We start from the raw sequence: 23,170 nt of genomic DNA on the forward strand, positions 1-23,170 counted from the left end.
GATGACCGCGTCACGGTATGTACCTCCGGCCCTGCGGCCGCTCGAGGCCGCCAAGGCGGTGTACCGCGGTCCGCGCGATGCGCTCGCCGCGATGGGCCATCTGATCACCTTCCTGGTCCGCTCGATCGCCGCGGTGCCGCTGGCGTTCCGTCACTACAGCAAAGAGGTGTGGCGCCTGCTCGCCGACGTGGCGTGGGGCAACGGCGCCATCGTCGTCGGTGGCGGCACCGTCGGCGTCATGGTGATCCTCGGCATCATGGGCGGCGCGACCGTGGGCATCGAGGGCTACACCGCCCTCAACCTGCTCGGCATGTCCCCGGTGACCGGTGGCCTGTCGGCCTTCGCGACGACCCGCGAGATCGCACCGCTGCTCGCTGCGACCGCGTTCACCGCCCAGTCGGGTTGCCGGTTCACCGCACAGCTGGGCTCGATGCGCATCGCCGAGGAGATCGACGCCCTCGAGGCGATCGCGATCCGGCCGCTGCCGTATCTCGTCACCACCCGGATGTGCGCGGCCGTCCTGGCGATCATCCCGCTCTACTCGGTGTCGCTGGCCGCCAACTACCTCGCCTGCCAGTTCATGTTCATGCTGCAGAGCGGTCAGGGTGAGGGCACGTACCTGTACTACTTCAACCAGTTCCTCGTCTCGTGGGACATGTTGTTCTCGTTCTTCAAGGTGATCGTCTTCGTTCTGCTGACGACGTTCATCCAGTGCTACTACGGCTACTTCGCCTCAGGTGGTCCCGAAGGAGTGGGAGTTGCTGCCGGACATGCCATCCGACTCGCGATCATCGTCATCGTGTTCGCGAACCTGGTCATGACACTCGTGTTCTGGGGCACGTCGCCCGGGATCAAGATATCGGGATGAGGGGGAGACCGTGAACATCGCGACCGACGGGCGCAATCCCTCGCTGCTGCAATACGTGCTGCGCGGAGTCGCCTTCCTGCTCGTCCTGCTGGTGATCTTCGTGCTGCTGTTCATGCGGTACCAGGGAACGTTCAGCAAGACGGTGGCCGTGACCGCCGACCTCGTCGATGTGGGCGACGGGCTGTCCACCGGTGCCGACGTCCGCTACAACGGGCTGATCGTCGGCACGGTCAAGTCGATCAGCGTCGAGGACTCCGCACAGGCCGACGCGTCCCGGTTGATCAAGAACGTCGCCATCGACATCGAGCCGGCGCAGGCCGACGGCATTCCCGCCTCGGTGACCGCGCGCACGGTTCCGTCGAACCTGTTCGGCGTCAACTCCGTCGAGCTGGTGCAGCCCGCCGAGGTGGGTGCCGACCGGTTGTCCGCCGGCGATGTGATCCCGGCCGACGACTCGCTCGAGACGATCAAGCTGCAGGACGCCCAGAACGAGCTGAAGCGGATCCTCGACGCGGTGCCGCCGGAGGAACTGGCGCAGGTGCTCGGCACGATCGCCGACGCGCTGAAGGGCGGCGGCTCGGTGTTCGGGTCGTTCGTCCCCGTCCTGAAGAACTACTTCGACTCGATCAACGCCCAGTTCCCACCGGGCGCGCCCCCGGGTTTCGACAACTTCGATGCCGCGCTCACCGGACTGTCGCAGTCGGCGCCGCAACTGCTGGACACCCTGGGCCGCAGCGTGATCCCGGCGATCACCATCGCGGAGAAGCAGCGTGACCTGACCGCGGTGTTGACGGCGAGTCAGGGCCTGCTCGATCAGACCCAGTTGCTGTTCGCGCGCAATGGCGACAGCGGTCAGCGTCTGGTGACCGATCTGAACCGCATGCTGGGTGCGCTCGTCCTCGAGCCGAACTCGCTGCCGCAGGGCGTGATCGCACTGAACAACCTGGCCGCGAGGGTGCTGACGGTGTTCACCGGCACCAACGGTCACGTGCAGCTCAACATCGGTGTCAGCTTCGGCGCCTTCCAGCGCTACACCCGGCAGAACTGCCCGGTGTACGACGGCGGCCCCTACGGCACACTGCGCGGCCCCGGCTGCGTGGGACCGGGCACGGGCACGGGGCCGACGATGTCGGGTCCGCTGTCGATCTATCCGTCCGACGGGATGCGCCGGAACAAGCCGGTCGGCAATGTCACCACCGATGCCGACAACAAGACCCTCGGCACCGTCTTGCGCCGTACCCCGTCGGCAGCGGACACGATCATGCTGGGCCCCCTGGTCCAGACGCTCGAGGTGCGCAACGCCGCCGAGCCGGGCCGGGGTGGCGACGGCCAAGGAGGAGGACGATGAGCGCGGCTTCGGAATCGATCCGCAAACCGCTGATCGGTTTCACCATCTTCGGGATCGCCGCGTTGCTGGTCACCTACGTGATCTTCTCGACGCTGGAGCGCTCGGTGCCGGGGACGACCAACAGCTACACCACCTATTTCGGTGACGCCTCGGGTCTGGCCGAGGGCGACGACGTCCGCATGGCGGGAGTCCGCGTCGGTCGTGTGGACGGGATCGAACTCGCCGACGGCCGCGCCCGGGTCACCTTCGAGGTGCAGGACAACCAGCAGGTGTACACCAACACCCGGGCGGCGGTCCGCTACCAGAACCTCATCGGGCAGCGATATCTGAACCTGACGCTGGTCGCGGATCGGGAGAGCACGCCGCTCGACCCGGGGTCGACGCTCGAGCTCCCCTCCGAGGACTCCTTCGACGTCACCACATTGCTCGCCGGGTTCCAGCCGGTCTTCGAGACCCTCACCCCGGAACAGGTCAACGCCCTGTCCGAGGGCTTGATCCAGGCGTTCCAGGGCAATTCGGTGTCCTTGAGCTACACGGTCGCCGAGGTCGGCCGCCTCGCGGAGGACACGGCAAACCGGGACGTCGTGCTCGGCGCGATCATCAACAACCTGAGTGCGGTCATGCGCGACCTGTCGCGCCAGGGCGGTCAGCTGGGCACCGTCATCGAGTCGATGTCGGCGCTGATCGCCAACCTCAACTCGAACTCCGCGGCGTTCGGCAGTGCGGTGACCGACATCGGCCGCACCGCAAGCGGATTCGCCGACGTGCTGAGTGAGAGCCGACAGAGTCTCGCCGACGCCGCGACGGACGGCCGGATCGCGACCAACACCCTGATCAGCAATGGCGCCAAACTCGATCGGATGGCGGTCGACGCGCCGATCTTCCTCGGTCATTTCCCGCTCGTGCTCGGTGAGGGCGCTTACTTGAACATCTATGCATGTGATCTCGACGTCGCGATCGGCGACGTCCTGCTACCGCCCGGGATCTTCAACAAGATCGGCGGCACGAATCACTCGGTGGTGTGCCGATGAGCTGGTTCCGCAGGAGTTTCCGTGACAACCGGCGCGTGTGGTTCGGCGTGATCGGCGCCGTGGTCATCGTCGCCCTGTTGCTCGGCGTGACCGCTCTCGCGACCGCGCATCTGGGCAAGAAGACCCTCACCGGCGACTTCGCCCAGGCCGGCGGTATCCGGCCGGGGGACAAGGTCCGCGTCGCCGGTATCGACGTCGGTGAGGTCACCGACACCGAACTCGCCGGACAGCACGTCGCCATCACCATGAAGGTCGACAGCGACGTCCGGGTGACGTCCAACGGTTCTGCCGAGATCAAGATGTCGACGTTGCTGGGTCAGCGCTACATCGATGTGTCGCTGGGAGATTCGCCGGAGGATGCACCCGACGGGCACATCGCGAAGACCGCCGTGCCCTACGATCTCCAGCGCACCATCGAGGCGGGCGCGCCGATCCTGACCGGGATCGACGACCGGACGCTCTCCGAGAGCATCCGCACCCTCAACCGGCAGCTCGCCGGCGTACCGGCGATCACCGAGCCGACCTTCGAGGCGCTCACCCAGATGTCGAAGGTCATCACCAATCGCAAGGACCAGATCAACCAATTGATCGCCGACACCAAGACGATCACCAACATCGTCAACGACAATCAGGCCCAGCTCGCCGTGATCGTGGGTCAGGGACGCGACCTGACCCAGAAGATCGTGGCGCGTGAAGAGCTGGTCACCCGGATGCTCGACGGCATCGCCGAACTCACCGAGCAGGCGACCGCGGTGGCCGGCGAGAACGCGAACCAGTTCGCGCCCATCATGGCGAACCTGAACACGATCACCCAGGGCCTGGAGAAGAACCGCAACAACCTCCGCAAGTTGCTGGAGATCCTCCCGGTCACCGCGCGCCTGACCAACAACGTCATCGGCGACGGGCCCTACGCGAACGGCTATCTGCCCTGGGGCATCTTTCCCGACAACTGGCTGTGCCTGGCCCGGGTGGTGGACGGATGCTGAGCCCGGAAACGATGAGCCCGGACACGACGGCAGGTACGACGATGCGCGCCCACGGACTCCGCCGCCCGATCCTGCTGGTCGGGGTCGCGCTGCTCGGCATCCTCGGGCTCTCCGGCTGTTCGATGATCCCGGGGAGCTGGAAGGCGGCGGTCGGCCAGGCGATCGAGGTGACTGCTTATTTCGACAACGTCGCCGGGCTCTACGTCAGCAACGACGTCGCGGTCCTCGGCATGCCGGTCGGTCAGGTCACCGCGGTGGAGCCGCAGGGCGAGCGCGTCAAGGTGACCATGACGATCGACAGCGACGTCCCCGTCCCGGCCGACGCCACGGCGGCGATCGTCAACACCTCGATCGTCACCACCCGCCACGTCGAGCTGTCACCCGCCTACGACGGCGGGCCGAAGCTCGAGGACGGGTCGGTGCTGAAGGAGACGAAGGCCCCGGTGTCGGTCGGCGAACTGTTCGACGCCATCGACGGTCTGGTGGTGGCACTCAAGGGTGAGGGAGAAGGACCCGGCCCGCTCGCGGAGATGATCGACATCACCTCCGGCAACGGCGAGGAGATCCGGGCGGCGCTCGACGAACTCGGCGGGGCGTCCGATGTGGTGGCGGGCAACAGCGATGCCCTCGTCGACATCCTCGAGACCATCGAGGGTCTGACCACCACCCTGGTGCAGAACTATCCGAAGATGACGGCGTTCTCCGAGTCGGTCAACCAGGTGTCGCAGCTGCTGGGAGACCAGGCGCCCGGTCTGCTCGCCACCCTGGCCAACCTGAATCAGACGCTGCAGAACACCACCGTGTTCCTGCAGAACAACACCAACACCATGTCGGTGTCGTTCGACCGGCTCGCCGCGCTGACCGCCAACCTCGGGGACTACTCCCGGCAGGTCGTCGAGACGGTCGACGTCGGCCCGCTGCTCTTCCAGAATCTGAGCAACTCGATCTCGGCCGAACAGGGTGCGTGGCGCGCGCAGGTGCTGCTCGACAAGACGCTCCTCGACAACGAGCTGCTCGCCGAGTTCTGTGAGGCGATCAACCTGCAGAAGGACGGTTGCCGCACGGGCAAGCTCAAGGACTTCGGTCCCGACCTCGGTATCTACTCGGCGATGCTGGAGCTGACGAAATGAGAACGGCCACAATGGATTCGCTGAGCCGTTCGGACGGTCCCGGGCGCCCGGCGCGATCCCACGGCCGGGTCCGCCGAGGCGGAGTCATGGCGGTGCTGCTCGCGGCGCTCATGGGGCTCACCGGTTGCGGACTCCTCCCGAGTCTCACGGTGGAGCAGATCCCGCTGCCCGCACCGGGCGGCATCGGTGACTCGATCACGATCACCGCGAACTTCGCCAACGCGCTCAACCTGCCGGCGCAGGCGAAGGTGAAGCTGAACGGAACCGATGTCGGACAGGTCACCGACCTCGTCGCCAAGGACTACACCGCAGTGGTGACCATGCAGGTCAGCAAGAAGACCAAGCTCCCGGTCGGGACCGGCGCCGAACTCCGCCAGGCCACACCGCTGGGCGACGTCTTCGTCGCCCTGCTGCCGCCGATCGAGGCGCGCGACGGTCTGATGGTGGACGGGGACACGCTCACCGGTCCGACGTCGGCCGCGGCGACGGTCGAGGATCTGCTGATCAGCATGAGCGGGGTCGTGGACAGCGGTTCGCTGAACTCGTTGACGATCATCCTCACCGAGCTGAGCAGCGCGGTCGCGACGAACCCGTCGGATCTCAACGGCGCCATCCGGGGCCTGACCACCGGCATCCGGAAGCTGAACCAGAGTTCGGCGGCGGTCGATCGCTCGCTGGCCGCCACGCGGGTGCTCAGCGGTCAGCTCGCCGACGGGCGTGCGCAGATCATGGCGTCGATCAACAAATTGGGTCCGGCGCTCGAGTCGCTGAACGGGCAGATCGCCACGATCCTGACCACCCTGGACAAGACCCAGCAGGTCACCGCGGCCACCAACGACTTCCTCGACAGCGATCAGGACAACCTGGTCGAGATGCTGGGCCATCTGTCGACGGTGCTGGCCGGGCTCCGGCAGGCCGCGGGTCCGCTCGGATCACTGGCCGACAACCTGCACGAGCTCACGCCGAAGTGGGTCAAGTCCACACCGGGTAGCGCGGCGGCGGTGTCGTCGAAGGTCTACTGGCTCAGCCCGGGTGTCGGCTTCGACTCGGCGAGCAGACTGCCCGAGATCCAGGACGTGGACGAGGGTTCGGCGGCGTTTCAGCAGACACTGACCCGTCTGCTGGCGCGGATCACGGGGACGAGGGGGTGTTGCGGATGAGCGGCATATTCGGTGTCCTACGCCGGAATTCGGTACTCGTGGGCAACATCGCCCTGGTACTGGTCATGGTCGTCGGACTCAGCTATCTCGCCCTGGGCATCCTGCGGTGGCAGCCGTTCGCCGACAAGTACAAGCTCACCATCCAGTTCCCGGTCTCCGGCGGTCTGCAGGAGACGTCCGGGGTCACACTGCGCGGCGCGCGCATCGGCGACGTCGACACCGTTCGGGTGCAACCGGATTCGGTGGAGGTCGTCGTCACGGTCGAGGACCGGTACAAGATCAACCGCGACACCACCGTTGCGGCACTGGGTCTGTCGGCTGCGGGCGAGCAGTACGTCGATTTCCAGCCGGACACGTCCGACGGTCCCTACCTGGAGGACGGGGACGTCATCCGGGCCGACCAGACCGAGGTCACCGTGCCGTTCTCGCAACTGCTCGAGTCCTCGCTGGAACTTATCAACCAGATCGATCCGGCGAAACTCCGTTCCGCCGTGGACAATCTGAAGATCGCTCTCTACGACGAGGACGGCACGAACGACCTGTCCGTCATCTTCGACTCCGGTGGCACGATCTTCGCGAAGCTGTACACCGCGCTGCCGGAGACCACCAAGTTCATCCAGAACGCGGGGACCATCTTCAAGACCACGGCACAGATCCAGCCCGACCTCGGCACGACGGTGGCGGGGTTGAGCTCGCTGGTCAACTCGGCGGCTGCCTCCGACCAGGAACTCCGTGAGCTCCTCGACCGGGGTCCCTCGCAGTTCACGAGCCTGGCCGGGTCGATCAACCAGTTGACGGATCCGATCACCGATGTGACGAAGCAATTCGTCGACATCGCCGAGCAGGGTGCGTTGCGGGCGCCGGCGCTCGCGACGCTGTTCCCCGCGATCCGCGATGCCAGTGTCAAGAGCCTCACCATGTTCCACGACGGTGCGTGGTGGGCCTTCGGGTCGGTGTACCCGCGTCCGAGCTGCAACTACCCGGTGACGCCGCGGCGGCCGACGCAGATCCTCGAGCTGACCATCCCGACCAATCTGTACTGTGTGACCGAGGATCCGCGTCAGCAGATCCGTGGCTCGGCCAATGCGCCGCGGCCACCGGGCGACGACACCGCGGGACCGCCGCCGGGTTACGACCCGAACGCCCGTACCGTTCCGCTCGACAAGTGATGGGCCGCTCGACGACTGACGGCCACTCGACGACGACAGACAAGTTGTGTGACCTGTAGATGACTGACCGGAATGACCCAGATCGTACTGATACCGACGTGAATCCGACGGACGAGAAGGCCGACAGCACGTCGCCCGAGAGCGGGGATGTCGCAGCCGATCACACCGATGGGGCGACGAGCGCGGAGGACACGAACGACGCCGGGACCGCGGCGACGCCGCGGGGGAAGTCGGCTCGACGGAGCGGAACCGGCACGGCGGCGAGCACGTCCGAGACCGACGGTGCCGACGCCTCCGGTGCCGCGGGTGCCCCGTCGCCGGCAGCATCATCGAAGGCGGGTTCGGATCGCCGCGAGATCTCGTTCACGGTCACCGGCGGCGGGATCAAGAAGGTTCTCGCCGCCATCGTCGCGGTTGCCCTCATCGCGCTGGTGGCGTTCTTCGGCTGGCGCGCCTACGACCTCCAGCAGGAGGCCGACGCGTTCGCCGATTCCAAGACGGCCTCGGCCGACTTCGTCACCAAGCTCGTGACGACGCTCAACGCCGACAACGCGGGCAACTCGAAGGAACTGCTGGGTCCGCTGTCGACGGGGGAGTTGCGCAACCGCCTCGAGCAGGAACGGGCCGACACCGAGGCCAATGTGGAGTCCCTGAACATCGAGGTGTCCTCGACGATCAGCGTGGTCGCCGTCGAGACCGTCGATGCCGACACCGCCAAGACCGTGGTGATGGCGGAGGTGACCGGCCGCAGCGTCAAGTTGCCCAGCGGCGGTACCAGCCTGATGGTCTTCCGCTTGGACCTCAGCAAGGAAGACGGCAAGTGGCTGGTGTCCGAGGTCGACGGTCCGCCGGGGAGCCCCAGCGGTCAGATCGATCCGTCGCAGTCGCTGCCCGGCGCCGGAGGTGCGCCGGCACCCCAGCCGTCGCCGGCACCGCAGCCCGCGCCGGGCGGCTGAACCGGGCTGACACACTCACCGGCAATGGACGAGCGCGCCACCGATTCCGGGGGCGCGTTCGTCGTCAGTGGTGGGTGGGCGTCACGTTCGGACGAGTATCGCCACGGGGTGTTCGCCACGGGCCGAGGCGAGGTCGACCGATCCCTCGTACACCGATCCCGTTCGGTCGTCGCGCCACCGGAAGCCCGGCGGCAGGGTGATCGACGTCGCGGCCGCGGCATCGTGGTCGAGGCTGTGGGTGAACCGGGCGGTCACCACGACGACCGAGGGGGTGTCGCCGGTGCCGCGCACGAACGCGATGGTGTGGTCGGCGGCCGGACCGTCGGCGGTCAGCCGTTGATAGGTGCCCGCAACGCCGAACGCATCGGGATGCGCGGCCCGGGCACGTAGAGCCTCCTGGACGAGTCGGGTCTTCGGGTGCTCGGTCGGCCGGCCGAAGTCGACCGGTCGTCGATTGTCGGGATCGACGAGGGAGTCCTCCCACCACTCGGTGCCCTGATAGACGTCGGGGACCCCGGGCCCGAGGATCGCGATCGCCTTGCGCGCCAGCGCTTCCTGCTCCCACGCCGGTCCGATGCGGTCGACGAGTTCGGCGACCGAGGATGCGACGTCCCCGCTGGTGACCTGGCCGATCCAGGTCTCGACTGCGGTCTCGAACTCCTCGTTCACCTCGGTCCACGTGGTGCGCAGACCGGCCTCGCGAGTCGCCTTCCGGGCGTACTCGATCAACCGGCCCCGCAACTCGTCGGTGACCGGGGCGCCGGTGGGCCAGACCCCGACGATGTTCTGCAGCAGGAAATAACCGGTCAGGTCATCCGGCACGTCGGTCTCGCGCCAGACCTTGTCGGCGAGCTGGGACCAGCGGTCGGGGATCTGGGCGAGCACCGCGATCCGCGCGCGCACGTCCTCACCGCGTTTGGTGTCGTGCGTCGACGTGGCCGTCATGGCCAGCGGCCACCGCGCGGCGCGCTCGGCGTTGTGCTCGTGGAAATCGGCTAGCGACATGACGGGATTCGCGGGATCGCCACCGACCTCCTGGGCGGAGACGAGCCGGGCCGTCCGGTAGAACAAGCTGTCCTCGACGCTCTTCGCGGTCACCGCCCCGCAGGTCTGCGCCAGCCTCGATGTCGCCTCACCGGGCACCGCCGTCTCCCGCACGATGAGGTCGATCGCGGCACGCAGTTCGGGTTTCGCCTCGGCGATCCCGGTGGCGACGGCGAGCAGACGTGGACGCAACGACGGGTAGTCCGCCCGGTAGACCCCGAGCGCGGCGATCAGTTCGGCGCAGGCGGTGGCGATCACGTCCGGATCCGCGGCCGGTGATCCCTCGACGCGCGTGGTGACGGCGCGCACGAGACGTCTGAGCTCCGCCGGGAACGACTCCCGCACGGTGCGGAGTTTGCGATCGTGCTCGGCGGCCTCCACCCACCGCGCGTCACCGCTCTCGCCGGTGATCCGTTCGTGTAGCTCGGTGAGCTGGGCGACGCCGGCCGGCGCCACGAACACGGCATCGATCACGCGCATGTGGTCGTACCCGGTGGTGCCCTCGACCGGCAGGGTCGGTTCGAGGGGCTCGTCCGGCGCCAGGATCTTCTCGATGTACAGGAGACGATCGTCCCCGACGTCCGCGCGCAGCCGGCGCAGATAGTCCTGGGGGTCCCACAGACCGTCCGGATGATCCACGCGCACACCATCGATGAGGTCGGCGTCGAGCAGCTCACGCAGCCACTGGTGCGTCGCGTCGTAGACCTCCGGGTCCTCCTGGCGCAGACCGGCGAGTTCGTTGACCGTGAAGAACCGCCGGTAGCCGATCAGGCCGCTGTTCCACGGCACGAGCCGATAGTGCTGGCGGGAGTGGATCTCACCCGGTGTGCCGCCGGCGCCGGGAGCGGAGCGAGCGGGCCGAGTGTCCCCGGCGCCGGGAGCGGAGCGAGCGGGCCGAGTGTCCCCGGCGCCGGGAGCGGAGCGAGCGGGCCGAATGTCTCCCGCGGTGCCGGGGGCGATCGGGAACGCGTGATCGTAGTACCGCAGATTCCCGTGCTCGTCGATCTCGAGCGGGCTCAGGTCCCCATCGGCGGCGACGATCGGCAGGGCCAGCTTTCCGTCGGCACCGTTGTCGTCGCTGAAGTCGGCGTCGAAATAGTGCGCGTACGCCGATGCGGGCCCGTGTCGGAGCAGGTCGGCGAACCACGGGTTGGCGAGTGCATCGGCGACCCCGGTGTGGTTCGGGACGATGTCGATGATCAGACCCAGTCCGCGTTCGGCCGCGGCGGAACGCAGTTCCCGCAGCCCGTCGATCCCGCCCAGCACGGCGGAGACCGCCGGCGGCGGCAACCAGTCGTAGCCGTGCGTCGACCCGGCCGACGCCGTACCGATCGGGGAGAGGTAGACGTGGCTGATCCCCAACTCGACGAGGTGGTCGAGCTGTGCTGTGGCATCGGCGAATCCGAAGTCGCCGTGTAGTTGGAGCCGGTACGTCGCGCGCGGGGTCGGACGATTGCACATGGGAGTCACGAGGTCTTTCGCAGGACCAGGACGGAGCGGGCACCAACGGTCACCGACTCGCCGGCGGAGGCCGTCAGCTCGCTGTCCCCCACGGGATGCGTCGTGTCCAGTTCGCCGACCCACTCGTTGCCGTACCACGTCGGCGGGAGCGTGAAGTCCAGGTCCTCGTAGTGGGCGTTGAAGCAGATGAAGAAGGAGTCGTCGACGACCAGTTCGCCACGTTCGTCCTTCTCGCCCAGTCCGTTTCCGTTGAGGAACACGGCGAGGCTCTTGCCGAACCCGCTGTCCCAGTCCTCGGCGGTCATCTCCTGGCCGGCCGGCGTGAGCCAGGCGATGTCGAGTGCCTGGTCGCCCCACCGGATCGGCTTCCCGCCGAAGAACTTTCGTCGCCGGAAGACCGGATGCCGGGTGCGCAGTGCGATGGCCTTGCGGGTGAACTCCAGCAGGTCGGCGTTCTCCTCGGCGAGAGTCCAGTCCATCCAGGACAACTCGGAGTCCTGGCAGTAGACGTTGTTGTTGCCCTGTTGGGTACGCCCGATCTCGTCGCCGTGCGCCAGCATCGGCGTCCCCTGCGACAGGAACAGCGTCGCCAGGATGTTCCGCTGCTGCCGCGCGCGGAGGGCGTTGATCTCGGGATCGTCGGTGGGTCCCTCGACTCCGCAGTTCCACGACCGGTTGTGGCTCTCGCCGTCTCGGTTGTCCTCACCGTTGGCCATGTTGTGCTTCTCGTTGTAGGACACCAGGTCCCGCAGCGTGAAACCGTCGTGCGCGATGACGAAGTTGATGCTCGCGAGCGGCCGTCGGCCGGTCGCCTCGTACAGATCCGACGATCCGGTGAGCCGGGAGGCGAACTCGCCCAGGGTGGACGGCTCGCCGCGCCAGTAGTCGCGGACGGTGTCGCGGTACTTGCCGTTCCATTCGGTCCAGAGCGGCGGGAAGTTGCCCACTTGGTAACCACCCTCGCCGATGTCCCAGGGCTCGGCGATCAGTTTCACCTGACTGACCACCGGGTCCTGCTGCACCAGATCGAAGAACGCAGACAGTCGATCGACGTCGTGCAGTTCGCGGGCCAGCGTGGACGCGAGGTCGAAACGGAAGCCGTCCACGTGCATCTCGAGGATCCAGTACCGCAGCGAATCCATGATGAGCTGCAGCGTGTGCGGATGACGACCGTTGAGGCTGTTGCCGGTTCCGGTGTAGTCCATGTACATCTCGGGATCGCCGTCGACGAGCCGGTAGTAGGCGGCGTTGTCGATGCCCCGGAACGACACGGTGGGTCCGAGGTGGTTGCCCTCGGCGGTGTGGTTGTAGACGACGTCGAGGATGACCTCGATGCCGGCGTTGTGGAACTCACGCACCATCGCCTTGAACTCGGTCACCGCGCTGGCCGGCTGGTCGGGGTTCGACGAGTACTCGATGTGCGGTGCCAGGAATCCGAAGGTGTTGTAGCCCCAGTAGTTTCGGAGACCCTGATCGCGCAGGACGAAGTCCTGCATGAACTGGTGCACGGGCATCAGTTCGATGGCGGTGATGCCCAACTCCTTGAGGTGATCGATGATCACCGGATGGCACAGCCCCGCGTACGTGCCGCGCAGGTACTCGGGGATGTCGGGATGGGTCGCGGTCATGCCCTTGACGTGCGCCTCGTAGATGACCGTCTGGTGGTACGGACGATTGGGCGACCGGTCGTTCTGCCAGTCGAAGTAGGGGTTGATCACCACCGAGACCATGGTGTGCCCGAGTGAGTCCAACTGCGGCATCGGATTGACCGGCTCGGGATCGGGGATGTCCTCGTGCTCCGCGGGCGCGGCATCGCCGTCGGACTCGCCTGCCACCTCGGCGGGATCGGCCGCGTCGCCCGCCTCGGCGGACGGCTCGTCGGCATCGTCGACCGCACCCTCGTCGGTCCCGCCACCGCCGGTCCCGGTGTCGGCGTCCCCGGTCTCGGGGGTTGCGGATGCGTCGTCGTCGACCGCCGATTCGTCGGTGTCCTCGGGCGGCGTCGGGAGCGGGTAGGAGAACAGCGATGCGTCGCCGTCGAAGTCGCCGTGGAAGGCCTTGCCGTACGGATCGAGCAGGAGTTTGCTCGGGTCGCAACGCAATCCCTGCGACGGGTCGTACGGCCCGTAGACGCGGAAGCCGTAGAACTGGCCGGGGCCGACGTTGGGCAGGTAGCAGTGCCAGCAGTAACCGTCGACCTCTTCGAGCCGGATCCGACGCTCGTGGCCCTCGCGGTCGATCAGGCACAGTTCGACGGCTTCGGCCACCTCGGAGAACAACGAGAAATTCGTTCCCACACCGTCATAGGTGGCGCCGAGGGGGTATGGAGTACCCGGCCACACCGGGATCGGGGCCGGTTCCGGTTGGACCAGCGCCTCGGCCTGGATCGGGTCGGACGGCATCGGTACGGGGTCGGCGATGGTCTTGCCGCCGCTCGGAGGTGCTGCCGTCGTCGAGGTGGTGTCGGACTCCGGTGCGCGGGGCTCCGAGGGGGAGCCGGGATCGGCAGTGGAATCTGAATCGGGAGTGGAGTCGGGATCACCCGGCTGTTCACCGGGGGCCGGCGGTCCGGTCTTACCCGCCTTCGACGACGTCATGGGTCGACCCTAGTCGCGTTGCCGCGGACGGTCATCTCAGGACGCGGCCGGTCGGGTCAGATGTGGGCTGCCCCACCCGCCGCTTCCGGAGGAAGCCCGCGACTTCCGCCGACCGTCACGGCACCGCGGGACCGGCCCACGGCAGTTCGGCCTCCATCTGGCGCCCCAGCTCGTCGGTGAGGCTGCGGACATAGGTCGCACTCAAGTGGTGCGGGTCTTTGTAGACGGTGATGTTGCCGACGATCGCCGGGCACCGCTCGGCGTCGCAGATGCCGTCGGACATGTCGAGGCGGTGGAAGTCGGGTCGCGTGGCGGCCAACTCCGCCGCCGGGTCCTCGGGTGAGAGGACAGCACTGCGGCGCGACCCGCAACTCTCGGCGTCGCCGCCGTCGGCGAGGCAGATCGGGGTGTCGATGGTGCCCTTCGCGTTCTTCGGCCACGGGGTGTCCCGCATGCCGAACACCGGCACTCCGGCGTCGAGGAAACGGTCGAAGATGGGCACGTAGTCCGGTGGCACCCAGTCGCCGGGTTCGTAGTCCCGCGGTCGCGTCGAATTCGTCAGCACCGCGTCCGGCTTGTCCGCGATGACGCGGTCGATGACGCGCTGTCCCCAGTCGTAGCACTCCGGGTAGGGCACGCCGCGCTGTTTGGGTACCCGGTTCGTCGACAGCGGGCACCCCATCTTGAGGTAGGTCTTCACCTTGAAACCGTTGCGCTTGCCGAGGGTGTCCAGCGCCGAGATCCACATCTCGGCATGCGATCCGCCGGCGAGCGCGATGGTGCGCGTCGCGGTCGGATCGCCGTAGGTGCCGACGTGGATCTCGTTGTCGGTGAAGTCGCTCATGTACCCGTCGGTGGAGGTCTCGGGGAAGTCTTTGATGACCTCCAGCGCCGACGGTTGTGGGTCGAGGGCGGGCACCGGCCAGCCGTCGAGCAGTGCTCGGGCCCCCGGGTACGACCTCGGGTCGAGGTTCTTGGTGTCGACGACGATGTTCGCGACGTGCCGCTCCCACACGGTGATGCCGACGCCGGTGACGAGCGTCGCCACCACGAGGATCGAGGTGACGACCGACGTGTACGACAGCCACCGCGACCGTCCGTCGCGGCGGCCGCGGCTCAGCGCCGAACGATCGCCGCCGCGCAGCGGGTCCTCGATGTAGCGCTTGGTGAGCCACGCGAGCCCGACCGACGCCGCGAGGATGAGCACGCCCTCGACGAAGTTGGCATGGTTCTTGTCGCGCCAGGTCAGGTAGAAGATCAGCAGCGGCCAGTGCCACAGGTACAGCGAATACGCGATGGTCCCGAGCCAGACCGGCCACCTGCTCGCGAGCCAGCGGTTCGTGACGGGCATCTCGGTGGCCGCGGCATGGGACCCCCGAGGTGGCTTCTGCAACGCCGTCGCGCCCGCCCAGATGATAAGCAGCGTCGCGCCGACCGGCACCAGCGCCATCGGACCGGGGTAGGCGTTGACACCGTCGATCCAGAACCCGCAGCTGACGATCAGCCCGAGCGCGATGACGGTCGCGATGTTGCGCAGCCAGTTGGGGATTCGCAGGGACGGCAACCAGATCGCGAGCAGGCCGCCGGCCAGCGGTTCCCACAGACGGGAGATCGTGTCGTAGTAGTTGTACGGCTGGTTGATCGCCAGGCCGCGGTGCGCCCAGTAGAAGGACGCGAGTGCGACGACCAACACAGCGCCGCCGACGAGGAACCTGATGACCCGCGGGTCGGCGAACGGCCGGGCGACGCGGGCACCGACCTTGAGCAACGCCGCGAACGCGAGGGCGACGAGCAGGGTCAGGACGAAGAACTGGCCCTGCACCGACATCGACCAGATGTGCTGCAGCGGGCTGTTCGCCGAACTCGCGGCGAGATAGTCCTGGGAGTTCTGCGCGAGATACCAGTTCTGGTAGTACAGCGCGCTCGCGATGACCTCGCGGCCGACATTGGCCCACCGGGTCTGCGGGAGGATCAGCAGGGTCAGCGCCGTGACCGCGATCAGGACGGTGAGCAGCGCCGGTAGCAGCCGTTTGAGGAGCCGTTTGAGACGTGGCCACGGGTTGAGGGTGTCGCGGAACGAGACGTGTGGAGCCTGGCTCGTGATCGCGTGCCGCAGCAGCGACCCGACGAAGAAGTATCCCGAGAGGGTGAGGAAGACGTCGACGCCGCCGGAGACCTTGCCGAACCACACGTGAAAGCAGGCGACGAGGGCGATGGCGATACCGCGCAAGCCGTCGAGGTCGGTGCGGTATGCGGGCGTTGTCGGCGTCGAGGGGGACGACTCCGGCGCCACTACTCGCGTCGTCGATGCCACAGGGCGTGTTCTTTCCGGTGGGGGACAGATCGGTCTCGGGGCCGGGATGACCGGCTAGCAATGTACTCGTCGAAGCTGTGAAACACCGATTCGGACGACCGCGACACTCGCGCACCGGTCTGCGGGGCCACGCGGGGTTCACCGCGAGCGGCGCGTCCGGGCTCCGTCGAGGATGATGGCCAGCCCGTCGCGGAACTCGCCCGCGAAGTCGCGACCCGACGGCCCGGTGACACCCAGACGCTCCATCTGCGCGCGCGTCTGTTCCTCGATGGTGAGCCCGATGACCAGCTGACACAGTGCGGTGCTGACCGCCTCGGCGTCGCGGACGGACAGACCGCCGGCCGTGCCGGCCGCGATGATGTCGGCGGTGATGGCCTTCGACGACAGGCCGCTCGCCCAGCTCGACGACACGACCTCGGCACTGTCGGGCACTCCGAGGAGCGCACTGCGCATGTCGGTCGCGAGCAGATCGAGGCGCTCGTCCCAGGCCAGCGAGGTGTCGGGGATGGCGACCGCGCCGAGGATGTCGTCGGCGAGTGCGGCCAGCAAGGTCTGCTTGTTGGGAAAGTGCCAGTACAGCGCGTTGGGACGGACGCCGAGTTCGGTGGCGAGGCGTCGCATCGACAGGTCGGCCAGGCTGTGCTCGCCCAGGATGTCGCGGGCGGCGCGCAGAACGTCGGTGCGACTGTTGCTCACCCGCGTCAGCGTAATGACCCGGCAGTGGGCATCGAACCCCGGGCCTGTACAGCGTTCAGGACTCCCTGTACGGTGTTCAGGACCCTGGACGGTGTTCAGGACTGCCTAACGACAGGCCGGGAGGTGCCTCATGGATCACGACGCGATCAGTCGCATCGATGCCGACCACATCTGGCACCCCTACGGTGCGCTGCCGGCGGCCACCCGGCCGTTGGTCGTGGCCTCGGCCTCGGGTGTCCGCCTCGAACTCGCGGACGGCCGATCGGTGGTCGACGGGATGAGCTCCTGGTGGGCGGCGATCCACGGTTATGGACACCCCCGACTCGACGCCGCCGCGGCCGCTCAGCTCGGTCGGATGTCGCACGTCATGTTCGGCGGCCTGACCCACGAACCGGCCGCCCGGCTGGCGCAGCTCCTCGTCGAGATCACCCCGGCCGGCCTGGAGAAGGTGTTCTTCTGCGACTCGGGGTCGGTGTCGGTCGAGGTGGCGGTCAAGATGGCGCTGCAGTATTGGCGCAGCCGCGGTCGGTCCAGCCGCACGCGTCTGCTCACCTGGCGTGGCGGCTACCACGGCGACACCTTCACCCCGATGAGCGTTTGCGATCCCGACGGCGGCATGCACGCGATGTGGAAGGGTGTTCTCGCACAACAGATCTTCGTCGACGCCCCGCCGGCCGAGTTCCGGCCCGAGTACGTGGCCGAGTTCGAGCGCACCGTGCGCGCGCACCGCGACGAGCTCGCCGCGGTCATCGTCGAACCCGTGGTCCAGGGTGCGGGCGGCATGCGATTCCACGACGCGGCATATCTGCGTGCGCTCCGGGAGATCTGTGACCGCCACGACGTCCTGCTGATCTTCGACGAGATCGCGACCGGATTCGGCCGTACCGGAACGTTGTTCGCGGCCGACGCCGCCCCGGGGGCCGACGCGGCGCCGGGCGCCGGCGTCGCGCCCGACATCATGTGTGTCGGCAAGGCGCTCACCGGTGGCTACCTCACGCTCGCCGCGACCCTGTGCACGTCCGAGATCGCTCAGGTGATCAGTGCGGGGGAGGCGGGCGGACTCGCGCACGGCCCGACCTTCATGGCCAACCCGATGGCCTGCGCGGTGGCCGTCGCAGCGATCGAACTGCTGCTGGAAACGCCGTGGGCCGAGCGGGTCTCGGCGATCGAGCGGGGGCTCCGCGACGGACTCGAACCGCTGCGTGATCGCCACGGTGTCGTCGATGTGCGGGTCCTCGGCGCGATCGGCGTCGTCGAACTCGATCGCCCGGTCGACATGGTGGCGGCCACCGACGCGGCCGTCGAGGCCGGGGCATGGCTGCGGCCGTTCCGCAATCTCGTCTACACGATGCCGCCGTTCATCTGCACACCCGAGGACATCGGGGTGATCGTGCGCGGAGTGTCCGCTGCCGTGCACGCCACGGTCGGCGATCGCGAGCCGGCGGTGGTGCGGTCATGACTTCGATTCAGGTGCAGCGGGATTCGAGGGTCGACGGCGATGCGCGGGTCAGCGGCGGGGGAGAGATCGGTCTGGCGTGGCTGGCCGGCGCCGCCCGTGCGCGCGCCGAGGCCGGCCTGCATCGCAGCCCACACGTCCGCAGGGCGGCCGGCGACGAGATCAACCTCGGTTCCAACGACTACCTCGGGTTGTCGACCCACCCCGCGGTGATCGCCGGTGCGCGGGCCGCCGCGGAACGGTGGGGAGGTGGCTCGACGGCGTCGCGCCTCGTCGTCGGCACCACCCTGGCACACATCGATCTCGAGCACGATCTCGCCGACTTCCTCGGATTCGATGCGGCACTCGTCTTCTCGTCCGGCTACCTGGCGAATGTCGGTGCGATCACCGCGCTGGCGACGCGCGGCGACCTGATCGTCAGCGACACCGGCACCCATGCGTCGCTGATCGACGGTTGCCGGTTGTCGCGTGCCCGGGTGGTGGTCGTCGACCGCGGCGATCACGAGGCGGTCCGGCGGGCCCTCGCCGAACGTACCGAGGCCCGGGCGCTCGTCGTCACCGATTCGGTGTACAGCATCGACGGTGAACCGGCGCCGGTCGCGGATCTGTATGCCGCGGCACGCGCGCACGGGGCCGTCCTGCTCGTGGACGAGGCCCACGCTCTCGGGGTGCGTGGTCCGGGTGGTCGCGGACTCGTCGCCGAACAGGGACTTTCGGGTGCTCCCGATCTCGTCGTCACGACCGTGCTGTCGAAATCGCTCGGCGCGCAGGGCGGTGTGGTCCTCGGGTCGGAGCTGCTGCGCTCGCACCTCATCGACTGCGCCCGCACCTTCATCTTCGACACCGGCCTGAACCCGGCCGCGGTCGGCGCCGCGCATGCCGCCCTGACGATCCTGCGGGCGCAACCCGGGTTGCCGGACCGACTGCGCGACAACGCCCGTCGCCTGGCGCTCGCGTGTGGCGTAGAAGAGCCCGCCGCGGCGGTCATCGCGATCGTCGTCGGGGATCCGCAACGCGCGGTGGCGGCTGCTGCCGCGTGCCGGGACCGTGGCGTCCTCGTCGGGTGTTTCCGTCCGCCCTCGGTCCCGGTCGGGACTTCGAGGCTGCGGATCACGGTGCGCGCCGACCTCGATGCCGCTGCCCTCGACCACGTGGCCGCCGTCGTCGACGCCGCGCTGCGCGAAGTCGGTGCGCGGTGATCGCCGCACGCCGCGGCAGGGTCCTCGCCGTCACCGGGACCTCGACCGACGTCGGGAAGACCGTCGTGACCGCGGCACTCGCCGCTGCCTGCCTGCTCCCTGAGGTGGCCGATCCTCTGCTCCCTGAGGTGGCCGACCCCCTGCTCCCTGAGGTGCGAGGAGCGTTAACGTCTGCCCACCCTCTGCTCCCTGAGGTGCGAGGAGCGCAAGCGTCTGCCCATCCTCTGCTCCCTGAGGTGCGAGGAGCGCAAGCGTCTGCCCATCCTCTGCTCCCTGAGGTGCGAGGAGCGCAAGCGTCTGCCCATCCTCTGCTCCCTGAGGTGCGAGGAGCGCAAGCGTCTGCCCATCCTCTGCTCCCTGAGGTGCGAGGAGCGATAGCGACGAGCCACGAAGGGCGCGTCGCCGTATGCAAACCGGTACAAACCGGCGTCGGTCCCGACGAACCCGGCGACCTCGCCGAGGTGCAACGCCTGGCGGGCGACGTCACCGCGGTCGAGTTGTTTCGCTACCCGGAACCCCTCGCGCCCGACACCGCCGCGCGCCGTGCCGGGATGCGATTGGCCGATCCGGCGGCGATCGTCCGCGCCGTGGACGATCTGGCCGCGTCACACGACCTGACCCTCGTCGAGGGCGCCGGCGGAGTGCTGGTGCGGCTGGGGGAGTCGGCCACGATCCTCGACATCGCCGCGGCGACCCTCGTTCCCGATACCGTCGACGGTGTGGTGGTCGTGGTGGCGCCGGGGCTGGGCGCGCTCAATCACGCCGAGCTCACCGTGAACGCGGTGCGGGCGCGCGGTCTGCGTCCCGCCGGACTCGTGATCGGTTGGTGGCCAGACGATCCCGACCTCGCGATGCGGTGCAACCGCACCGACCTGCCGCGGGTGACCGGCGTGCCGGTCGTCGGGGTCCTGCCCGCCGGCGCCGCGCACCTCGAACCCGACGAGTTCCGCCGCCACGCAGCGTCGTGGTTCGACGACGAGTGGCTCGCGACCCTTTCTCCCAGCCATCCGGAACAGCTCGTCCGGACGCCGTAACACGTTCCCGCAGCGGAACAATCATCCAAGGAGTATCACCAGTGACCCAGGCAACAGTCGACGCCGCCACCTCGGCACCGGCGTCGGACGACATCCTCGCAATCGCCCGTGACCAGGTGCTCGACCGCGGCGAGCCGCTCGATCAGGAGCAGGTTCTCCGGGTTCTGCGGTTGCCCGACGACCGGCTGACCGAACTGCTCCAGCTCGCCCACGATGTGCGGATGCGCTGGTGCGGGCCCGAGGTCGAGGTCGAGGGCATCATCTCGCTGAAGACCGGCGGGTGCCCGGAAGACTGCCATTTCTGTTCCCAGTCCGGACTTTTCGCCTCGCCGGTACGAAGTGCGTGGATCGACATCCCCTCCCTCGTCGAGGCGGCCAAGCAGACCGCGAAGACCGGTGCGACCGAGTTCTGCATCGTCGCGGCGGTCCGCGGTCCCGACAAGCGGCTGCTCAGTCAGGTCGCGGCGGGAATCGAGGCCATCCGCAACGAGGTCGACATCCAGATCGCGTGCAGCCTGGGCATGCTCACCCAGGAGCAGGTCGACCAGCTCCGCGACATGGGCGTGCACCGTTACAACCACAATCTCGAGACCGCGCGCAGCCACTTCCCGAACGTGGTGACGACCCACACGTGGGAGGAGCGCTGGGACACCCTGCGCATGGTCCGGGAGGCGGGCATGGAGGTCTGCTGCGGCGGCATCCTCGGTATGGGTGAGTCCCTGGAGCAACGGGCCGAGTTCGCCGCCGAACTGGCGACGCTCGAGCCCGACGAGGTGCCGCTGAACTTTCTGAACCCTAGGCCTGGCACCCCGTTCGGCGATCTCGACGTGCTCCCCGCCGCGGAGGCCCTCAAGTCGGTGGCCGCCTTCCGTCTGGCGCTGCCGCGCACCATCCTGCGCTTCGCGGGCGGTCGTGAGATCACGCTCGGCGACCTGGGGGCCAAACAGGGCATCCTCGGCGGCATCAACGCCGTCATCGTCGGCAACTACCTGACGACCCTCGGCCGGCCCGCCGAGGACGACCTCGATCTGCTCAGTGATCTGTCCATGCCGATCAAGTCGTTGAACGACACGATCTGACGGGTTCGTCGCAGCGATGGGTAGCGTGTTCTCATGATCGACACCGTCCCGGGTCCTCTCGCCGAGCCGTGCCGGTTCGGTGTGTTCACCGGACTCGAACTGGAACTGCAGGCTCCCGACGCCGTGCCGCCGGCCGCCCGGTTGGGTCTCGAACCCCCTCGCTTCTGTGGGCAGTGCGGTCGCCGGATGGTGGTCCAGGTGCGGCCCGACGGATGGGATGCCCGCTGCTCGAGGCACGGGACGGTTGACTCGTCGGAGCTGGGTCGCCGGTGAAACCGCCGGTCCGCACGGTCTCGCGACTGGCCGCGGTCGCCGTCGGCGTGGCCCTGATCGGCGTGGTCGCCGGGGTGGTCTGGGCGCTCCTCACCCCGCCGACCACCGGCGTCGTGTTCGAGGGTCTGCGTCGCGAGGACATCCCCGCCGACTTCGCCGGCGTGGGCGCCTTCGCCCTGACGATGTTCGCCTACGGCGCGGTCACCGCCATCGTCGTGTGGTTTGCGGCCCGGACGTGGCGCGGGGTCGCCGGATTCGTGTGGCCCGCCCTCGCGACGGTGGCAGGTTCGGCGCTTGCGGCGTCGGTCGGGATGTGGGTCGCGGGCCTGCGGTTCGACGACGATCCGACCGCGCTGCCGGTCGACGCCGTCTACCGGGTCGCGCCGGAGCTGTGGCTCGACGGCGCGACGCGGTCCGGCTCGAGCGAGCCGTGGACGCTGCTCATCTGCGCCCCGTTCGCGTTCGCCGTGGTGTACCTCGTCTGCGTGTTGTCCTCGCGGACAGCCGATCTGGGCGTCGGAGATCTCGAGTCCGACGAGCTGCCGGCGGGCGTGTTCACATCGGTGGGCGCAGCGTCGCGAACTCATCCGTGACGCGCAACTCCTTCTCCGCGAAGGCGTAGAGCGCCGGCGGGCGACCCCCGTTACGGCCGGTCTTGCCGACGGTCCCGGTGGCGACCACCACCGCGCGCCGGCTCAGGATGCGGAGCAGGTTGGTCGTGTCCACGGGATAACCCAGTGCGGCGCAGTAGATCTCCGACAGCGCCGACATCGGGAAACGGGCGGGGGCCAGCGCGAACGCGATGTTCGTGTAGGAGAGTTTGGCCGCGAGTCGATGCCGGGCGGCCTCGACGATCCCGGCGTGATCGAAGGCCAGGGGCGGTAATCCGTCGACGGCGAACCAGCCCGCGGCGTCGGGGGGTGTCGCCTCGGCGTCGGAGGGCACGAGGCCCATGTAGGTCGACGCGATGGTGCGGACCGTGGGCACCCGGTGCGGGTCGGAGAAGACCGACAGTTGTTCCAGATGCGCGATCTCACGGACGTCGAGCGCGTCCGCGACGAGCCGGCGTGCGCTCGCCGACAACGTCTCCTCGGCGCCGACCCCGCCGCCGGGAAGTGTCCACACGCCGTCGGCGGACCGCGACAACAGGACGCACAACGACGGGTCGTCGGTGTCCGGCGTGTTCCGGGTCTCGGGTACGCGGATCTGGAAGACGACGCTCAGGACTTCCACCCGGAGGGTCGCACCGTCGGCGATGGGTGGCTCGGACCCGGCGGATGGCATGCGCCCGATTGTAGGGTGCACCCTGCTGGTGACCTCCGCTGGAGGAGTCGGCGACCCCCTGCTGGTTGAGCCGGCTCCGAGCGAA

The 23,170-nt window shown here is 68.3% G+C and carries 19 protein-coding genes; 14 read left to right on the forward strand and 5 right to left on the reverse strand.

What is annotated here, in order from left to right; all coding sequences use genetic code 11:
- Position 1: 1 nt before the first annotated feature.
- Genes AS181_RS11475 through AS181_RS11510 form a run of 8 tightly spaced genes read left to right on the forward strand, consistent with a single transcriptional unit; the run spans position 2 to position 8,648 of the window.
- Positions 2-868, forward strand: coding sequence for an MlaE family ABC transporter permease (locus tag AS181_RS11475; RefSeq protein ID WP_055476553.1), 867 nt, complete (start codon positions 2-4; stop codon positions 866-868).
- A gap of 10 nt (positions 869-878) precedes the next feature.
- On the forward strand, positions 879-2,216 hold the full coding sequence (locus AS181_RS11480; RefSeq protein WP_058251737.1) for an MlaD family protein: 1,338 nt from the start codon (positions 879-881) through the stop codon (positions 2,214-2,216).
- Positions 2,213-3,247, forward strand: a complete 1,035-nt coding sequence (locus AS181_RS11485) for an MCE family protein (RefSeq protein ID WP_058251738.1) — start codon at positions 2,213-2,215, stop codon at positions 3,245-3,247. The genes AS181_RS11480 and AS181_RS11485 overlap by 4 nt, the downstream gene beginning before the upstream one ends.
- Complete coding sequence (locus AS181_RS11490) at positions 3,244-4,233, forward strand: MCE family protein (RefSeq protein WP_055476590.1); 990 nt, start codon at positions 3,244-3,246, stop codon at positions 4,231-4,233. Before AS181_RS11485 ends, AS181_RS11490 begins: the two co-directional genes overlap by 4 nt.
- Positions 4,234-4,274: 41 nt before the next feature.
- Positions 4,275-5,363 (forward strand): MCE family protein, encoded by a 1,089-nt coding sequence (locus AS181_RS11495; protein WP_058251739.1) that lies wholly within the window; start codon positions 4,275-4,277, stop codon positions 5,361-5,363.
- An 11-nt stretch (positions 5,364-5,374) separates the two neighbouring features.
- Entirely contained in the window at positions 5,375-6,523 is a 1,149-nt protein-coding gene (locus AS181_RS11500; RefSeq protein WP_082652918.1) for an MlaD family protein, read from the forward strand.
- Complete coding sequence (locus AS181_RS11505) at positions 6,520-7,692, forward strand: MlaD family protein (protein WP_058251741.1); 1,173 nt, start codon at positions 6,520-6,522, stop codon at positions 7,690-7,692. The genes AS181_RS11500 and AS181_RS11505 overlap by 4 nt, the downstream gene beginning before the upstream one ends.
- A gap of 59 nt (positions 7,693-7,751) precedes the next feature.
- On the forward strand, positions 7,752-8,648 hold the full coding sequence (locus AS181_RS11510; protein WP_058251742.1) for a hypothetical protein: 897 nt from the start codon (positions 7,752-7,754) through the stop codon (positions 8,646-8,648).
- 81 nt (positions 8,649-8,729) lie between these two features.
- Here AS181_RS11510 and treY read toward each other — a convergent pair whose 3' ends face one another.
- The 4 genes from treY to AS181_RS11530 form a co-directional block, all read right to left on the reverse strand.
- Positions 8,730-11,153 carry a malto-oligosyltrehalose synthase gene (gene treY / locus AS181_RS11515; protein WP_058251743.1) on the reverse strand — a complete coding sequence of 808 codons (2,424 nt, stop codon included), beginning with the start codon at positions 11,151-11,153 and terminating at the stop codon, positions 8,730-8,732.
- Between the two features lie 5 nt (positions 11,154-11,158).
- Positions 11,159-13,750, reverse strand: a complete 2,592-nt coding sequence (gene glgX, locus AS181_RS11520) for a glycogen debranching protein GlgX (protein ID WP_058251744.1) — start codon at positions 13,748-13,750, stop codon at positions 11,159-11,161.
- A gap of 115 nt (positions 13,751-13,865) precedes the next feature.
- Positions 13,866-16,064 (reverse strand): acyltransferase family protein, encoded by a 2,199-nt coding sequence (locus tag AS181_RS11525; protein WP_442902778.1) that lies wholly within the window; start codon positions 16,062-16,064, stop codon positions 13,866-13,868.
- Positions 16,065-16,202: 138 nt separating this feature from the next.
- A complete protein-coding gene (locus AS181_RS11530; protein WP_055476563.1) occupies positions 16,203-16,760 on the reverse strand; it encodes a TetR family transcriptional regulator in 558 nt (185 codons plus the stop codon).
- 130 nt (positions 16,761-16,890) lie between these two features.
- On the opposite strand from AS181_RS11530, the gene AS181_RS11535 reads away from it, so the two are divergent.
- The 6 genes from AS181_RS11535 to AS181_RS11560 all read left to right on the forward strand — a co-directional run bounded on the left by AS181_RS11535 (position 16,891) and on the right by AS181_RS11560 (position 22,394).
- Entirely contained in the window at positions 16,891-18,219 is a 1,329-nt protein-coding gene (locus AS181_RS11535) for an adenosylmethionine--8-amino-7-oxononanoate transaminase (protein WP_058251746.1), read from the forward strand.
- Entirely contained in the window at positions 18,216-19,415 is a 1,200-nt protein-coding gene (locus tag AS181_RS11540) for an 8-amino-7-oxononanoate synthase (protein WP_058251747.1), read from the forward strand. Before AS181_RS11535 ends, AS181_RS11540 begins: the two co-directional genes overlap by 4 nt.
- 350 nt (positions 19,416-19,765) lie before the next feature.
- Positions 19,766-20,449: an ATP-dependent dethiobiotin synthetase BioD gene (bioD, locus tag AS181_RS11545; RefSeq protein ID WP_231742392.1), complete on the forward strand. Its 684-nt coding sequence runs from the start codon at positions 19,766-19,768 to the stop codon at positions 20,447-20,449.
- 41 nt (positions 20,450-20,490) lie between these two features.
- Complete coding sequence (bioB, locus tag AS181_RS11550; RefSeq protein ID WP_058251749.1) at positions 20,491-21,528, forward strand: biotin synthase BioB; 1,038 nt, start codon at positions 20,491-20,493, stop codon at positions 21,526-21,528.
- A gap of 33 nt (positions 21,529-21,561) precedes the next feature.
- A complete protein-coding gene (gene bsaP / locus AS181_RS11555; RefSeq protein WP_055476568.1) occupies positions 21,562-21,801 on the forward strand; it encodes a biotin synthase auxiliary protein BsaP in 240 nt (79 codons plus the stop codon).
- Positions 21,798-22,394, forward strand: a complete 597-nt coding sequence (locus AS181_RS11560) for a DUF2567 domain-containing protein (protein WP_058251750.1) — start codon at positions 21,798-21,800, stop codon at positions 22,392-22,394. Before bsaP ends, AS181_RS11560 begins: the two co-directional genes overlap by 4 nt.
- Here AS181_RS11560 and AS181_RS11565 read toward each other — a convergent pair.
- Positions 22,357-23,085, reverse strand: a complete 729-nt coding sequence (locus AS181_RS11565; RefSeq protein WP_058251751.1) for an NUDIX hydrolase — start codon at positions 23,083-23,085, stop codon at positions 22,357-22,359. The two genes, AS181_RS11560 and AS181_RS11565, sit on opposite strands and share 38 nt — an antisense overlap.
- Positions 23,086-23,170 lie beyond the last annotated feature (85 nt).

Source organism: Gordonia sp. SGD-V-85 (assembly GCF_001456905.1).
GTDB classification, from domain to species: Bacteria; Actinomycetota; Actinomycetes; order Mycobacteriales; family Mycobacteriaceae; genus Gordonia; species Gordonia hongkongensis.

What these genes read in the sequence shown, in the direction of transcription:
- AS181_RS11475 (WP_055476553.1), top strand. Translation starts at nt 2, where the DNA reads ATGACCGCGTCACGGTATGTACCTCCGGCCCTGCGGCCGCTCGAGGCC.
- AS181_RS11495 (WP_058251739.1), top strand. Translation starts at nt 4,275, where the DNA reads ATGCGCGCCCACGGACTCCGCCGCCCGATCCTGCTGGTCGGGGTCGCG.
- AS181_RS11535 (WP_058251746.1), top strand. Translation starts at nt 16,891, where the DNA reads ATGGATCACGACGCGATCAGTCGCATCGATGCCGACCACATCTGGCAC.
- AS181_RS11485 (WP_058251738.1), top strand. Translation starts at nt 2,213, where the DNA reads ATGAGCGCGGCTTCGGAATCGATCCGCAAACCGCTGATCGGTTTCACC.
- AS181_RS11490 (WP_055476590.1), top strand. Translation starts at nt 3,244, where the DNA reads ATGAGCTGGTTCCGCAGGAGTTTCCGTGACAACCGGCGCGTGTGGTTC.
- AS181_RS11505 (WP_058251741.1), top strand. Translation starts at nt 6,520, where the DNA reads ATGAGCGGCATATTCGGTGTCCTACGCCGGAATTCGGTACTCGTGGGC.
- bsaP (WP_055476568.1), top strand. Translation starts at nt 21,562, where the DNA reads ATGATCGACACCGTCCCGGGTCCTCTCGCCGAGCCGTGCCGGTTCGGT.
- glgX (WP_058251744.1), bottom strand. Translation starts at nt 13,750, where the DNA reads ATGACGTCGTCGAAGGCGGGTAAGACCGGACCGCCGGCCCCCGGTGAA.
- AS181_RS11500 (WP_082652918.1), top strand. Translation starts at nt 5,375, where the DNA reads ATGGATTCGCTGAGCCGTTCGGACGGTCCCGGGCGCCCGGCGCGATCC.
- AS181_RS11510 (WP_058251742.1), top strand. Translation starts at nt 7,752, where the DNA reads ATGACTGACCGGAATGACCCAGATCGTACTGATACCGACGTGAATCCG.
- AS181_RS11540 (WP_058251747.1), top strand. Translation starts at nt 18,216, where the DNA reads ATGACTTCGATTCAGGTGCAGCGGGATTCGAGGGTCGACGGCGATGCG.
- treY (WP_058251743.1), bottom strand. Translation starts at nt 11,153, where the DNA reads ATGTGCAATCGTCCGACCCCGCGCGCGACGTACCGGCTCCAACTACAC.
- AS181_RS11565 (WP_058251751.1), bottom strand. Translation starts at nt 23,085, where the DNA reads ATGCCATCCGCCGGGTCCGAGCCACCCATCGCCGACGGTGCGACCCTC.